Origin of the sequence: Vagococcus xieshaowenii, assembly GCF_004792515.1 — a bacterium.
In the GTDB taxonomy this organism is placed as follows: Bacteria; Bacillota; Bacilli; order Lactobacillales; family Vagococcaceae; genus Vagococcus_A; species Vagococcus_A xieshaowenii.
Genome location: NZ_CP038865.1, coordinates 1,597,664 through 1,613,633, shown reverse-complemented (window position 1 = coordinate 1,613,633; position 15,970 = coordinate 1,597,664). Strand labels below are relative to the sequence as shown.

The 15,970-nt window shown below is 36.2% G+C and carries 12 protein-coding genes, 1 other RNA gene, 1 pseudogene and 1 other annotated feature; of the genes and pseudogenes, 10 read left to right on the top strand and 4 right to left on the bottom strand.

Annotated elements, in window-relative coordinates; translation table 11 throughout:
• Positions 1 to 12: 12 nt before the first annotated feature.
• The 3 genes from E4Z98_RS07795 to E4Z98_RS07785 form a co-directional block, all read right to left on the bottom strand.
• Entirely contained in the window at positions 13 to 300 is a 288-nt protein-coding gene (locus tag E4Z98_RS07795; protein ID WP_135253398.1) for a hypothetical protein, read from the bottom strand.
• 81 nt (positions 301 to 381) lie between these two features.
• Positions 382 to 573, bottom strand: a non-coding RNA gene (ssrS, locus tag E4Z98_RS07790) — 6S RNA.
• 140 nt (positions 574 to 713) lie between these two features.
• Positions 714 to 1,994, bottom strand: a complete 1,281-nt coding sequence (locus E4Z98_RS07785; protein ID WP_135253399.1) for a replication-associated recombination protein A — start codon at positions 1,992 to 1,994, stop codon at positions 714 to 716.
• 344 nt (positions 1,995 to 2,338) lie between these two features.
• Here E4Z98_RS07785 and E4Z98_RS07780 point away from each other — a divergent pair, with 344 nt between their 5' ends.
• From E4Z98_RS07780 to dtd, 7 genes and pseudogenes are all read left to right on the top strand, one after another.
• On the top strand, positions 2,339 to 2,551 hold the full coding sequence (locus tag E4Z98_RS07780; RefSeq protein ID WP_135253400.1) for a preprotein translocase, SecE subunit domain protein: 213 nt from the start codon (positions 2,339 to 2,341) through the stop codon (positions 2,549 to 2,551).
• Positions 2,552 to 3,182: 631 nt separating this feature from the next.
• Positions 3,183 to 4,616 (top strand): annotated as a pseudogene (gene nagE, locus E4Z98_RS07775) (N-acetylglucosamine-specific PTS transporter subunit IIBC); the annotation flags it as partial.
• Between the two features lie 267 nt (positions 4,617 to 4,883).
• Positions 4,884 to 5,372, top strand: coding sequence for a DUF3013 family protein (locus E4Z98_RS07770; protein WP_135253402.1), 489 nt, complete (start codon positions 4,884 to 4,886; stop codon positions 5,370 to 5,372).
• Positions 5,373 to 5,389: 17 nt separating this feature from the next.
• Positions 5,390 to 6,343 (top strand): 50S ribosomal protein L11 methyltransferase, encoded by a 954-nt coding sequence (prmA, locus tag E4Z98_RS07765; RefSeq protein WP_135253403.1) that lies wholly within the window; start codon positions 5,390 to 5,392, stop codon positions 6,341 to 6,343.
• A 2-nt stretch (positions 6,344 to 6,345) separates the two neighbouring features.
• Complete coding sequence (locus E4Z98_RS07760) at positions 6,346 to 7,107, top strand: 16S rRNA (uracil(1498)-N(3))-methyltransferase (protein WP_135253404.1); 762 nt, start codon at positions 6,346 to 6,348, stop codon at positions 7,105 to 7,107.
• 203 nt (positions 7,108 to 7,310) lie between these two features.
• Positions 7,311 to 9,530, top strand: coding sequence for a RelA/SpoT family protein (locus tag E4Z98_RS07755; protein WP_135253405.1), 2,220 nt, complete (start codon positions 7,311 to 7,313; stop codon positions 9,528 to 9,530).
• Positions 9,531 to 9,541: 11 nt separating this feature from the next.
• Positions 9,542 to 9,994 carry a D-aminoacyl-tRNA deacylase gene (gene dtd / locus E4Z98_RS07750; RefSeq protein WP_135253406.1) on the top strand — a complete coding sequence of 151 codons (453 nt, stop codon included), beginning with the start codon at positions 9,542 to 9,544 and terminating at the stop codon, positions 9,992 to 9,994.
• Positions 9,995 to 10,069: 75 nt separating this feature from the next.
• On the opposite strand, the gene E4Z98_RS07745 is transcribed toward dtd, so the two are convergent.
• Positions 10,070 to 11,377 (bottom strand): N-acetylmuramoyl-L-alanine amidase family protein, encoded by a 1,308-nt coding sequence (locus E4Z98_RS07745; RefSeq protein ID WP_135253407.1) that lies wholly within the window; start codon positions 11,375 to 11,377, stop codon positions 10,070 to 10,072.
• Between the two features lie 184 nt (positions 11,378 to 11,561).
• Positions 11,562 to 11,777 (top strand) — a binding site (T-box leader).
• A 42-nt stretch (positions 11,778 to 11,819) separates the two neighbouring features.
• On the opposite strand from E4Z98_RS07745, the gene hisS reads away from it, so the two are divergent.
• From hisS to E4Z98_RS07730, 3 genes are all read left to right on the top strand, one after another.
• The gene (gene hisS / locus E4Z98_RS07740) at positions 11,820 to 13,127 is read left to right on the top strand and encodes a histidine--tRNA ligase (protein WP_135253408.1); all 1,308 of its coding nucleotides are present in this window, start codon (positions 11,820 to 11,822) and stop codon (positions 13,125 to 13,127) included.
• Between the two features lie 14 nt (positions 13,128 to 13,141).
• Entirely contained in the window at positions 13,142 to 14,908 is a 1,767-nt protein-coding gene (aspS, locus tag E4Z98_RS07735) for an aspartate--tRNA ligase (protein ID WP_135253409.1), read from the top strand.
• Between the two features lie 163 nt (positions 14,909 to 15,071).
• Positions 15,072 to 15,950, top strand: coding sequence for a YitT family protein (locus tag E4Z98_RS07730; RefSeq protein ID WP_135253410.1), 879 nt, complete (start codon positions 15,072 to 15,074; stop codon positions 15,948 to 15,950).
• Positions 15,951 to 15,970 lie beyond the last annotated feature (20 nt).

Genomic DNA, 15,970 nt, shown 5'->3' with positions numbered 1-15,970 from the left:
AACTTACCCTTGTTATTTTGCCTCTATTTGCTTTGCTAACATGATGCTGAAATAAGCAGATGTTAACATGATGATTGCAATATAAAGCAACGCACTCACTTTTGTGTTTAAATAGACAAATAAAAGTCCTACCACGGCTAGTATCATCAAGGCGTTTACTAGCTGTTTGAATAACTGTGTTAATTTAATTTTGGCTTGTTCATTACTAGCAATTTTTGTGATTGCTGGTATTTTTGTTTTTAAGACTAGCCCTATAATGACTAGCATAATCATTAAGAAAATTAATAAAATTCTTACCATGTATAAGCTCCTAGGGAAAAAGATATTTAAATAAAAAGCAATTTGCTAGTGGGCAAATTGCTTGAAATTGTTTTAATAAATAAGAAATCCGTCCATGCCGTTAGTCGATTCGTAGTATTGAACCCGCCAGTAATGCAGGTGGGTTTCATAGAATAAACGTCAAACTTCCAAGTGAAAAGGCTTGTTTTCTTTTTAATCAGTTTGAATCCCGATATAATACTAAAAATGTTCGGTCAACACAGAAGTGAAACGACGCGTACATTACAGATTTCCTTAAGACAATGTTAGCATAAAAAAAAAAATCAGGCAATGAAGAATACTCAATAAAAATAAAATTGAAAGGGATTTCTATTAATCTATTAATAATCCCTTTAATAAACGTTGTAAATACGGTATTTTCTTTTTTAACAAGATTAATGACGATTTTTTTTCTTTTGTTCTAAGTATTGATAGCGTTGGGCGAGTGCTTGTTCATATTTTCCGGTCACTTTTGGTTCATAGTAATGCTTATTGGTCATGCCTGTAGGTAAGTATTGCTGATCAACCCATGATTCAGGTGTATCGTGGGGGTATTGATAGCCTATGCCACGGCCTAAATCAGCAGCGCCTTGGTAGTGGCTGTCTTTGAGATGAGGTGGGATTTCGCCAACAAACCCATTACGAATATCCGCTAAGGCACTGTCAATTGCCAAGTAGGCACTATTAGATTTGGGTGATAGACATAAGTCTACGACTGCTTGAGCAAGTGGAATGCGCGCTTCAGGAAAACCTAATTTTTCGGCAGCTTGAACCGCCGTGACTGTTCTGGCTGCAGCGGCTGGATTACCCAATCCAATATCTTCATAGCCAATCACCATCAGTCGACGACAAATACTGACTAAGTCGCCAGCTTCTACTAGTCGAGCCAAATAGTGCATGGCGGCATCAACGTCGCTTCCACGAATGGATTTTTGTAAAGCAGAAATGACATCATAATGAGCGTCCCCTTTTTTGTCATGGGTCAAGGCTTTACGTTGCACACATTCTTCGATTACAGGTAACGTGAGTTGAATCGTTCCATCTTCGTCAGCATGTGTTGATTTGACCGCTAATTCCAAACCATTTAGAGCACTTCTTAAATCACCGTTGGTCGCTCGTGATAAGTGCTGTCGTGCTTCTGGTGTTAAGTGTGTTGGATAGTTACCTAACCCCCGCTCTGTATCTGTTAAGGCTAGCTGGATGGCTGCTTGAATGTCACTTTCTGATAATGGTTTTACTTCAAAAATTTGGCAACGACTACGAATCGCGGGATTTATACTAATATAGGGATTTTCAGTTGTTGCGCCAATCATAATGATTTTGCCGTTTTCTAAATAAGGTAAGAGAAAGTCTTGTTTTGTTTTGTCTAAACGATGGACTTCATCTAATAATAAAATGACGGTACCACTCATTTTGGCTTCCTCAGCAACTATTTGTAGGTCTTTTTTGGTATCTGTAGCGGCGTTTAACATACGAAAGGCAAAACGAGTGGAACCAGCAATGGCACTTGCGATACTAGTTTTCCCTGTGCCGGGTGGCCCATATAAAATCATGGAAGACAGCATCTTGGCTTCTACCATACGATGGATGATTTTCCCCTCACCTACGAGATGCTGTTGTCCAAAGACTTCATCAATGGTTCTTGGTCGCATACGAAAAGCTAATGGTTGTTGCATGAAACGACCTCCTTTTCATCTATTCTTAGTAACATTATAGCATAGCTATATGACAAGATTTGACTAGCAAACATAAGGGGAATTGTGATAGGGAATTTGTGCATCTTAAAAGTAAAAAATGATAAGAGTGCCATGCTTTTAACTAATATGTAAATATTTCGGATAATGTTTTAATCTTTTATATGATTATGTAGGTTTAAAATTCTATTTTTATTAATTATTTTTGTGGTAATAAGATAAGAAATATTGAATAATTTTTTTTGAAATAGTATATTATTATTTTATTTTTTTTATTATAATGTATTATAAACGGATGTTTAATATAAAAGAGAGGATTTGATTATTTGGCACTTAAGGGCGGAAGGATTTTTCAGGAAATAATAGAAGTACCTGATGAGGAAGAAGGTTGTGGGTGTATTACTTGGGTTATTATTATTGGGATAATAATTGCTGCTGTAATGTATGCTTTAGAGTTTCTTTTTCAACATCCACTTCTTTTTGGAAGTCTTATTGTAGGAAGTGTGGTACTGATTATATTAGCTTTAGTAGGTAAGTAATCATTGAAGCTGACCGTTATATTGGTTATCTGATAAGTTGTAATGAGAAAAATACTTATAGAATTAATTATATAAGCATGTCTTTTCTCTATTGTAGAATCCAGAAAAAATCTTTCTGGATTTTTTTATAGCTATCTAATAGTAATTTATGTTATCGCTAATTCTTCACTACATTTATCAGCAACTTTTGACGAGTTAATTAGATTTTCTGAATTACGCGCTATTTTGAATCAGATTCATAAATTCAATTATCTTACTTAATGTAATAAAGTAACCTATTCTTTTGAACCTCACTTGAAAACACTGAGACCCTAATAGTTTCAAATCCAACTAACTATACGATTTACTTCATGAGTTTCCTTCCTAAAGTTTTGATGAGATTAATGCGAAAAATCTTTGATGAATTAGATAAAACCATACTTATTTTGATAGGTCTATGTAATCATATTGTAGAGAATTTATTTCTCAATTAAATAAAAAGACAAGAAATAATTTAACAATAAATTATTTGAATATAGAAGATAAGTTAGAAGCAGCACCAAGTCAACGGTGTTCGGCATCTAAATTGATTTTTTAAATATCTTATAATATAATAATTTGTTTAATAAAGTTTAAATTAGGAGGAAGTAGTATGAAAGCATACTTACAAAGAATGGGGAAATCGTTAATGTTGCCGGTGGCAGTATTACCAGCAGCAGCCTTATTAGTAGGAATAGGATATATGATTGATCCAGCATTGATGCAGGGAGGTAATCCAAATACAGTTGCAGTTTTTCTAGGAAATGCAGGATTAGCAATTATTGATAAGTTACCGATTATCTTTGCTGTAGGACTAGCATTAGGGATGTCAAAAGATAAAGATGGCTCTGCTGCACTTAGTGGGTTGGTTGCATTTTTGGTCATCACAAAGTTATTATCACCTGACACGATAGCAGCGTTAAAACATATTGATGTTGAAAGTGTTGATGTAGCATTTGGAAAAATTGATAATGCTTTTATCGGTATTTTATCTGGTTTAGTGGCGTCTTCAATGTACAATAGATTTAGTAAAACGAAATTACCAATGGCCTTATCATTTTTTAGTGGTAAACGTTTAGCGCCAATTATGTCAGCAGTAGCTATGACAATTATTTCAGCTATTTTAATTTTTGTTTGGCCAATCGTTTTTGGTGGCCTTGTGGCATTTGGTGAAATGATTGTTGGTATGGGAGCTCTTGGAGCTGGTATTTATGGCTTCTTTAATCGTTTGCTTATTCCAACAGGATTGCATCATGCGTTAAATTCTGTTTTTTGGTTCGATGTTGCTGGCATTAATGACATAGGGAACTTCTTGGGAGGAACAGGAGAAAAAGGCATTACTGGTATGTATCAAGCTGGATTTTTCCCAGTGATGATGTTTGGTCTACCAGCAGGGGCATATGCTATTTATCGAAATGCTTTACCAGAGAATAAAAAAGCCACAGCCTCTTTAATGTTAGCTGCAGGATTTGCATCATTCTTTACTGGAATTACTGAACCGTTAGAATTTTCATTCATGTTTGTAGCGTGGCCGTTGTATGTATTACATGCGGTATTGACAGGGATTTCTTTATTAATTTCTGCATTGTTTCATTGGACAGCGGGCTTTGCGTTTAGTGCTGGATTAATTGATTTTGTTTTAAGTTTAAGAAATCCAATAGCTAATCAACCATGGATGTTAATAGTGCAAGGATTAGTCATGGCAGTTTTATATTACTTCTTATTTGATTTTACAATTAAAAAGTTTAATATTATGACGCCTGGTAGAGATAAAGAAGTCGAGCAAGAAACAGGCTCACAAGGAGATAATAATGGTGTTTCAGCTATGGCTGCAACAATCTATGAAGGCTTAGGTGGGAAAGATAATATTGTTTCAATTGATAATTGTACCACTCGTTTAAGATTAGTTTTAAAAGATACAAACTTAGTTAATGAATCAAAAATAAAATCTTCAGGTGTTCCAGGTATGAAGAAAATTGATGAAAAAAATTATCAAGTAATTGTTGGAACAGAAGTGCAGTTTATAGCAGATGAATTAGATAAATTATTCAAAAAATAATCCACAGATGTTTAAGTAGTATAATAGATCAAAGCATGAAATGACAGACGCGCTATAAAGTAGTTATGGGAAAAGATTTCCTTCTACTTTATAGCGCTTTTTTGTATGTAGTGAAATTTTAAATGTTTTCGTTTTTATTTGGTTACGTTCAAAGAGTCATATAAATTTTTTCAATAGAACCATATAATAGATATATAGCGTTGTGAGCAGTTTTCTAGTATGATAGGTAAGACGAAACAAGAGAGGAATTTAACGATGAAAAAAATGAACATGTTAGAATATTTAGATAAACAATTAGAAAAAGAAATGCAAGATTATGATTTTGCTATTGACTGGAATACCAAGGCCCATACTGTAGAAGTGATGGTAGTGTTGTATGCACATAACAATAAAAGCGTGACGATTGCTGACTTGGATGGCATTGAATCAGAAGAAGAAGTGATTGAATTTGAAGATGCGATTCTTTTAGCACCAGAAGGTAAATTCACAGGTGATCCAGATGATTATCTAGCAGTCTTACCTTATGCCGGCAAAAAAGGAATGAAGCAAGGCACCATCACAGCGATTGCTAAATACTTATATCAAGTTGTTGCACAAGGTGAAAGTGATTTGATGGACTTCTTACAAGATGAAACACAAGAAGTATTTGAACTATATTGGGATCAAGACGCGTTTGCGGCGATTGAAGCAGAGCAATTAGCTAAATCTCAAGGTCAAACGGAATGGCCATACCCTAGATATTAAGAAATGAGGAAACAAACATGAACTGGACAGAAGTGAAAGTAATAACAGAAACCGAAGCTGTGGAAGCTATTTCTAATATATTAATGGAAGCTGGCGCAAGTGGTGTGGCAATAGAAGATGCACAAGATTTAGTTAATTATGTGGAAGATAGATTTGGTGAGTACATCAATAAAGAAGAAATTGAACACATTCGTCAAGGCGCACAAGTAATTGCTTATTTCCCTGAAACAATTTTCTTGCCAGAAGTATTACCAATCATCAAAGAACAGGTAGCCAAATTGCCAGAATACGGTCTAAATATTGGATTAGGGGAAGTGTCGACTCATGAAGTAGCTGAAAAAAATTGGGAAAAAGCCTGGAAAAAATATTATCATCCGATTCAAGTTAGTCGTTTCTTAACGATTGTTCCTGAATGGGAGACATATGAACCAAAACATGCAGATGAGCGTATTATTTATATGGATCCAGGTATGGCCTTTGGGACAGGAACGCATCCAACGACGTTTTTAACGTTACACGCATTAGAAAGTTATTTACGTGGCGGCGAAACATTGCTTGATGTCGGTACAGGTTCAGGTATTTTAAGTATTGCAGCGAAACATTTTGGAGCAAGCGATGTCTACGCATATGACTTAGATGAAGTGGCGGTTGCTTCTGCCCAACAAAATATTGATCTAAACCCAGTGGCTAAAGATGTAAAAATTGCGCCTAACGATTTATTGAAGGGGATTGATATTATGGCAGATGTGATTGTGGCCAATATTTTACCGCATATTATTTTATTAATGATTGAAGACGCTTGGGCGTTATTACCAGAAGGCGGTAAATTTATCGTGTCAGGCATTATTACAGAAAAAGAACCAACCATTATGGAAAAAATGAATGAAGTTGGTTTCCAACTAGTCCAAAAATTCCAACAACAAGATTGGTTAGCGTTAGTCTTTGAAAAACCTGTGAAAGACGAGGAATAATCATGCAACGTTACTTTATGCTGAAAGCTATTAGCGAAGTAGATGAGCAAGCCATTGCCATTGACGGTGAAATTTTTCATCATATGTCGCGAGTGATGCGTATGAAAGTTGAACAACAAGCTTACTTAGTTTTTGATGAAGAAGTGGTTGTGAAAGCGGAAGTGACCGAGATATTAGATGATCACTTATTAATGAAAGTTGTGGAACATATCCATCAATCGACAGAATTACCTGTCGATGTGACGTTGTTTTGTGGATTGCCTAAAGGAGACAAATTAGAATTAATTACGCAAAAATCAACTGAATTAGGTGCACATCATATTGTAGGTTTCCCAAGTAAAACATCTATTGTGAAATGGAATGATAAGAAACGTTTACAAAAACAAGAACGTCTTGAAAAGATTGCCCGTGAAGCGGCTGAGCAGTCACATCGCAGTATTTCACCGGATGTCTTGTTGTTAGCCGATATCAATGAAATGTATAACATGCTCGCTCACTATGATCATGTCTTAGTAGCGTTTGAAGAAGCGGCCAAAGAAGGCGAGCACGCGCAATTAGTTCAAACCTTTAAGGAGATTCAACCAGGTGAAAAAATCGCCTTTATTTTCGGTCCTGAAGGTGGGATTACGCCAAAAGAAATCACCCAATTTGAATCACGAGGCGCTAAAGTTTGTGCGTTAGGACCACGTATCTTGCGTACGGAAACAGCACCATTTTATGCGTTGAGCGCGTTAAGTTATCATTTAGAATTACAAGGACAATAAATAATAGAAGTAGCTGATAATGAAAGTATCTTTACTAGCATTATCAGCTTTTTGCTTTTTTCACAATAAAAGGCAAAATCACCTGGAATTAGTGGGCTTTCATTGAAAAAATACGTATTAATCGTTATAATATTAACAAACTATCACGATGAGGCACACGTTAGGTGTGTTTTTTTTAAACGATTGTAAGGGGAGTGAAGCCAATGCCAAAAGAAAAAAATTTAACAGCCGACGACATTATGAAGCTTATTTCAAAATATATGAACCCAGAGCATGTTGCGTTTGTGAAAAAAGCCAGTGATTTTGCCAAGGAAGCACATGAAGGACAAGTAAGAAAATCTGGGGAAGAATATATTATCCATCCGATTCAAGTAGCGGGGATTTTAGCCGAACTTAGAATGGATCCTTATACAGTGGCGACTGGTTTTTTACATGACGTAGTAGAAGATACGGATGTAACATTAGAGCAGTTGACCGAAGAATTTGGGGCGACAGTTTCGATGTTAGTCGATGGTGTTACCAAATTAGGGAAAATTAAATATAAATCACATGAAGAACAATTAGCAGAGAATCACCGCAAAATGTTGATGGCTATGTCAAAAGATTTACGTGTTATTATGGTGAAATTGGCAGACCGCTTACACAATATGCGTACGTTGAAACACTTACGAGAAGATAAACAACGTCGTATTGCTAAAGAAACGATTGAAATTTATGCTCCTCTTGCTCATCGTTTGGGGATTAGTAGAATCAAATGGGAATTAGAAGATACGGCATTACGCTATTTGAACCCACAACAGTATTATCGTATTGTTTCATTGATGAATTCTAAGCGTGATGAACGTGAAGCTTATATTGATGGCACCGTCGAGGAAATTCGTGAAGCCACAGAAGAGTTAGGCATTTATGGTCAAATCTATGGTCGTCCAAAGCATATTTATTCTATCTATTGTAAAATGAAGGATCAAAAGAAAGAATTCGAAGAAATCTATGATTTGTTGGCGATCCGTGTTTTGGTTGATACCATTAAGGATTGTTATGCTGTTTTAGGGGCAATTCATACAAAATGGAAACCAATGCCAGGTAGATTTAAAGATTATATTGCGATGCCAAAAGCTAATATGTATCAATCCCTTCATACGACTGTTATTGGGCCAAAAGGAAACCCTATTGAAATTCAAATTCGTACGCATGAAATGCATGAAATTGCTGAGTTTGGGGTAGCCGCTCACTGGGCTTATAAAGAAGGTAAGACAGACAAAGTTGAAGAAAATAATGAAACAAAACAATTAAGTTGGTTTAGAGAATTAATTGAATTACAAGATGAAAGTAGTAATGCGTCTGACTTTATGGAAGGGGTAAAAGGCGATATTTTTAAAGATAAAGTCTATGTATTTACGCCTAAAGGTGACGTCACCGAGTTACCACAAGGATCAGGCCCACTAGATTTTGCTTATAACGTTCATACCGAAGTCGGCAACAAAACGACTGGGGCAAAAATTAATGGTAAGATGGTGCCGCTAGATTATAAGTTGAAGAATGGTGACATCATTGAGGTGCTAACCTCTAGTAATTCATTTGGTCCTAGTCGTGACTGGATTAATATGGTGACCACATCTCGTGCAAAAAACAAAATACGTCGTTTCTTTAAAGAACAAGACCGCGATTTTAATATTGCTAAAGGAAAAGAATTACTTGAAAAACAATTAGTTTCGCTCGATTATAATTTGAAGGAAGTATTGTCTAAAGCAAACGTTCAAGAAATGCTAGAGAAGTATCATTTTAATTCTGAAGATGAAATGTATGCCGTGATTGGAAATGGTGAAGTAACACCGTTAACGATGGCAAATCGCTTGACTGAAGATGAGCGTCGTAAACGCGAAGAAACAAAGAAACAAGAAAAAATGGAAGAGATGTTGAAGCAACCACCTAAGAAAGAAAAAGATGTGATGAAAGTCCGTCATGAAGGTGGTATCGTCATTCAAGGCATTGAAAATCTACTTGTTCGTATCAGTGGTTGTTGTAATCCGGTGCCCGGAGATGAGATTGTAGGCTATATTACAAAAGGTCGAGGCGTTTCGATTCATCGTAAAGATTGCCCAAATGTGAATCAAAGTGAAGATACACAACAACGTTTGATAGAAGTAGAATGGGAAGATACTTTAGCAGTTAATTCAACGAAAGAATATGTCGCAAACATTGAAATTTATTGCTATAACCGTAATGGCTTATTGAATGATGTCTTGAATATTGTAAATGGCGCAACCAAAAACTTAATGGGTGTTGAAGCACGCCAAGGAAAAAATAATACCGCAACGATTCAATTACGTGTAAGTATTAAGAATTTAAGTCATTTAGAACGCTTAGTGGATAAAATTAAAAGTGTACCAGATGTTTATAGCGTTCGCCGAACAAAAGGATAGGGGTTAATCTAATGAAGGCAGTTGTTCAAAGAGTTACTGAAGCAAGTGTATCCGTTGATGGTGAAATCATTTCAGCTATCAACCAAGGCTATATGATTTTATTAGGTGTCAAACAAGGTGATACCACAGAAGATGCTGATTATTTAGTCCGAAAAATTGCTAACTTACGTGTTTTTGAAGATGAGGAAGGCAAGATGAACTTAGGGATTAAAGATGTTCATGGAAAGATTTTATCGATATCACAGTTTACACTATTAGCGAATACTAAAAAAGGTAATCGCCCAAGTTTTGTAGAAGCAGAAAAACCTAGCGAAGCGAAGGCAATGTATGAATACTTCAATGAAACATTAAGAAGCGAAGGTTTAGACGTATCGACAGGTCAATTTGGTGCAGATATGAAGGTTTCGCTTATCAATGACGGGCCGGTGACTATCTTATTTGATACCGAGCAAAAAGGAATATAAATACAAGATGTAAAGAAATAAAACATTATAAATAAAGAACCTGTTCTATCATAAGATAGGACAGGTTCTTTATTGTTATTCAAAATATTCTGTTAAGGCTTGAGCGACTGCTTGAGCGACTTTCTTCTGATAAGATTTTGTACTAAATTCTGCTAAATCATTTGAATTATTCATGAAGCCTAACTCAAGTAAGACAGCCGGTCGATCATTTTCACGTAAGACTTGGTAGTCACCAAAATCAACACCACGGTTAGGCAAAGGGAGTGTTTCGGCTAGTGAATTGTTAATGATACTTGCAAATAGCTTATCTGTGTCATCATAGTAATAAGTTTTGGTACCAGATGCGGTATTAGCGCCTTCTGTTGAGTCGTAATGGAAGCTAATAAAAGCATCAACACTTGCTCGATTGCTCTTATTTGCTATTTCAGATAAAGGAACTAAAACATCGTCACTGCGTGTCATCATGACGTTTGCTCCAAGTGTTTGTAAAGCTTCTTTTACATAGTTAGCTGTTGCAAAGGTAATCGTTTTTTCATAGATGGTTTCATCTGGACTAATTGAACCAACGTCCGTTCCGCCATGACCAGGGTCTAACATGATAGTTGCTTCGGCAATTGAACTGACACTACTATTACCCAGTTGTTTAGCAGTTGAAACGACCCAATTTGCAACATAACCAATTTGGCCATCTTCTGTTTTAACTTGATACCAGTCACCTTCTTCAGCAACAACGTCCATCGGTTGTCCTATGTTAGATGTTGCAATAACTAAGCCATCAATGGATGCTTCTTGACGGATTTTAATGTCATCTTGTCTAGCATAAACTTTTTTGATAGTTGGTTTTGTTGTGATTGGTTTATCTTTAGGATTTTCTTTATTTTTTTCTTCTGTTAGAGTCAATAAGTCTGAGAAAATCCAACCACTTTTACCATCTACTTCTACTTGCGACCAACCATTAGCCTCATTAGTAATCAAGACTGGCGTATCTTTTTTGACTTTTACTACGACATCGCTATCGGTATTAGCTTTTTCACGCAAATTGGTGTCATCGGTATTGACGGTTGCTTTAATACTAGTGACAGCGGTACTTGCACTATTTTCGGCAATCAACCAACTAGCAATCCAACCTTTTGTACTGTTGGGTAATACGACATGGAACCACTTATCTTTTTCTTCTAATACTTCAACTTTATCCCCTTTTTTAACTTGGGAGGTAATATCATAATCTAACCCTGGGCCTAGACGCACATTAAGTGCTAGGGTTTCAATAGTGACTAAATCTTTTGGTTTATAGGTAACAAAGGCTAATAAAATAGCGGCAATCATCGCTAAATGAATCATTAGTAGCTTTATCGTTGGTTTTTTTAATATTTTTTTTAACATACTTTCCTCCGTGGAGTTTGAACTGCTTATTATTATAACAAAAAAAAGAGGAAAGCAATATATCAAATAGTGTGAAATTTTATTCACAGGTTAAGTTGTTATTAAATGAGAATCTTTTATCTTAAAAGGCTTGCCTTCCTTGACAAATGAGTGATTTTCTTGTACCTTTGAGTAGACAAAGAAATTAAAATCGATGATAGAGAGAGTACCTATTTTAAGATGTTAAAGAGAGAACAATCGTAGCTGAAAGTTGTTCCATTGAGAATGAGGGAAGGACACTCTGGAGATAGATGTTGATCAAACCATCTCGCGTACGAGGCGTTATATCGTTAGAGAGGAAAGTAGGCGTAAGTCTCTTTCAAATTAGGTGGTACCACGTGTGAATTCATTCGTCCTTGTTTTATTAAACAAGGGCTTTTTTTGTAGATTAAGGAGGACAAATATGAGTAGTTATCAAAAACCTAGAGGTACTTCAGATATCTTGCCAGGTGACGTTGAAAAGTGGCAATTTGTCGAAGGTAAAGCACGCGACATTTTTAAAAACTATCAATTTCATGAAATTAGAACCCCAATGTTCGAACATTATGAAGTCATCTCTCGTAGTGTAGGGGATACGACGGATATCGTATCAAAAGAGATGTATGACTTTTATGACAAAGGAGATCGTCACGTCACGTTACGTCCTGAAGGGACAGCCCCTGTTGTACGTGCATTTGTTGAGAATAAATTATACGGACCAGAGTTCCAAAAACCGTATAAAACTTATTATATTGGTCCTATGTTCCGTTACGAGCGTCCAAAAACAGGTCGCTTACGTCAGTTCCATCAAATTGGCGTAGAAGTATTTGGAAGCAAAAATCCAGCAACTGATGTAGAAGTGATGATGATGGCACTTGATTTTTACCGAGAAATCGGCTTGAAAGAGCTAAAATTAGTGATTAACTCTTTAGGTGATAAAGAAAGTCGCGCAAATTACCGTCAAGGATTAATCGACTATTTAACACCTTTTTATGAAGAATTAAGTGCGGATTCAAAAAATCGTTTTGAAAAAAATCCTTTGCGTATCTTAGATAGTAAAGATAAAAAGGATATTGAAATTGTAAAAAATGCACCGTCTATTTTAGACTTTTTAACAGAAGACTCACAAAAACATTTTGATACGGTTAAAGAGATGTTAGATGTGATGAATGTGACGTATGCAATTGATCATCGTATGGTTCGTGGATTAGATTACTATAATGATACGATTTTTGAAGTGATGAGTGAAGCCAAAGTCTTTGATGATCCAATCGCTGTAGGTGGTGGTGGTCGCTATAGTGGATTAGTTGAAGAGCTAGGTGGTCCTGAGACACCAGGCTTTGGTTTTGGTTTAGGTATTGAACGAACACTGTTAGCCATTGATGCAGAAGGTGGCTCTTTACCGGTGGAACAACCGTTAGATGTATATATTGTTGGATTGGGTGAAGAAACCAACGTTGAAACATTAAAATTAGTTCAAACGATTCGTCAAGGCAACTTCTCAGCTGAACGCGATTTCCTTTCAAGAGGAGCAAAAGCTCAGTTCAAGACAGCCAATCGTTTGAAAGCTAAATTGGTCATGACATTAGGTGGCAACGAGCTTGAACAACAAGTTGTTCAAGTAAAAAATATGTCAGCAGGTATTGAAAAAACAGTACCACTTGCAGAAGTCTATAGCGACTTTGCAAACGTATATCAAGAAATGATGGCAAATGAATCATTTGTTAAATAGAAAAGGTGGAAATTATGAGTAAACGTACAATGTATGCAGGATTAGTCTCAAAAGAAGTCATCGGTCAAACAGTAACGCTAAAAGGATGGGTTCAAAAACGTCGTGATTTAGGTGGTTTAATTTTTATTGATTTACGTGACCGAGAAGGAATTGTCCAAGTCGTTGTTAACCCTGAAAATGCCAAAAGTGCATGGGAAGTTGCTGATAACTGTCGTTCTGAATATGTTATTGAAGTAACAGGGGAAGTGGTAGCACGTGAAGGTGCCATCAATCCTAACATGAAAACTGGTGAAATTGAAGTATTAGCCAGTGAAGTAGTTATTTTAAATGAAGCGAAAACACCGCCATTTACAATTGATGATGAAGGAAATGTTAACACAGAGACACGTTTACAATATCGTTATATTGATTTACGTCGTCCAAAAATGTTAAACAATTTAAAAATCAGACATCAAGCAAGTAAAGCAATCCGTAATTTCTTAAATGAAGAAGCTTTCTTAGAAGTAGAAACACCTTACTTAGATAAATCAACACCAGAAGGCGCACGTGATTATTTAGTGCCATCTCGTGTGAACAGTGGCCATTTTTATGCTTTACCACAATCACCACAATTACGTAAGCAATTATTAATGGGGGCTGGCGTAGATCGTTATTATCAAATTGCACGTTGTTTCCGTGACGAAGATTTACGTGGAGACCGTCAACCAGAATTTACGCAGGTCGATATTGAAACAAGTTTCCTAGAACCAGAAGATATTCAAACATTAACAGAAAATATGTTAGTGAATGTGATGAAAGAAGTGCTAAATGTTGAAATTTCAGCTCCATTCCCACGTATGAGTTATCAAGAAGCAATGGCGCGCTTTGGTTCAGATAAACCTGATACACGTTTTGGCTTAGAATTAATCGATATGGCACCTGTTGTCAGTGATGTGGAATTCAAAGTCTTCAAATCAGCTTTAGAAAATGGCGGCCAGGTCAAAGCGATTGTGGCACCTCAAGCTGCGGATAAATATTCTCGTAAAGATTTAGATGCATTAGGAAAAGATCTATCACAATTTGGCGCTAAAGGATTAGCATGGGTTAAAGTAACAGAAGAAGGCTTAAATGGACCAATTGCTAAGTTCTTAACTGACAAACAAGCTGAAATTATCGCACATGTTGATGCGAACGTTGGAGATTTAATTTTATTTGTCGCTGATGAATCACCTGTCGTAGCAGCTTCTTTAGGCGCATTACGTTCTCGTTTAGCCAAAGAATTAGATCTAATTGATCCAACTTCTTATAACTTCTTATGGATCGTTGATTGGCCATTACTTGAGTATGATGAAGAAGCAGGACGCTATGTCGCAGCGCATCATCCATTTACTCGCCCTAAAGCAGAAGATATTCCGTTATTAGAAACAGCTCCTGAAAAAGTCTACGCTGAAGCGTATGATGTAGTATTAAACGGTTATGAATTAGGTGGCGGTTCAAGCCGTATTTATACGCGTGAATTGCAAGAAAAAGTACTTGAAGTCGTTGGATTTACGAAAGAAGAAGCCAACAACCAATTTGGTTTCTTGTTAGAAGCGCTAGAATTAGGATTCCCACCACATGGAGGGATTGCGTTAGGATTAGACCGTTTAGCGATGCTATTAGCTGGCGAAGATAATATTCGTGAAGTCATTGCGTTCCCTAAAAATAATCGCGCAATTGACCCATTAAATAGTGCACCAAGCATGGTATCTGATGCACAATTAGCTGAATTAACATTAAGTGTTGTTAAAACAGAAGAATAACAGATTATTGATACAATAAAACAGACGCCTCGTTTACATGTTAGCCAACATAAACGAGGACTGTTTTGTAGGGAATATCGTGAAAAAGTTCAAAAAAGAATAAGATAATGTGGTGTGGGTGAGGCGTCACTAATATACCGCATTCTTAAAGAGGTGTGGTGAAATGAACAAACCATCGTTTCTAACGCAAACTAATCATGAATATTTGAAAAAAGTAAGTGTCTCGGTCGTAGTTGCCTTGATGTCTTCGATTGCCTTGAATGTTTTTTGGCATCCCGGAGGTATTTATGCAAGTGGCGTGACCGGTATTGGACAAATTATTGATACAGGATTAGAGAGTATTCTGGGAATTAATCTGCCTTTTTCAGTTATTTATTATGGGTTAAATATTCCGTTATTTATTATTGCATGGTGTACGTTAAGTAAGAAATTCACTATTTTTACTATGATAGAAGTTACGCTTACGGCGATTGCCTTAAATATTGTCCCAACGACATCCTTAACAACAGATCCATTGTTATGTGCTATTTTTGGTGGTGCAATTAATGGGTTTGGGGTAGGATTAGGTTTGAAAAATGGTGTATCTACTGGTGGACTAGATATTATTGCGTTGTCTATTCGCAAAAAAACAGGTAAATCAGTGGGTTCAATTGCAATCATCTTTAATGTCATGATTGCTTTGATAGCAGGCTATCTGTTTGGTTGGCGTTATGGTTTTTATAGTGTTTTGAGTTTCTTTATTAGTGGTAAGGTAATGGATGCCACATATACCAAGCAACAAAAGATGCAAGTGATGATTATTACGAAACATCCACAAGAAATAATTGACGCATTGCGTAAAGAGATGCGTCGTGGGGTGACGATTATTAATGACGCTAAAGGTGCGTATGATGGTGAACCACAAACCGTGTTATTTACTGTTATCACAGCGTTTGAAATGCATACATTAGAAGAGGTAATGAAAGAAACAGATCCGTGTGCATTCGTAAGTATTTCAGAAAAAGTAAGAATTTTGGGTAATTTTTATGATCCAGGGTTATAATAGAAAAAAGAGCTAACTAT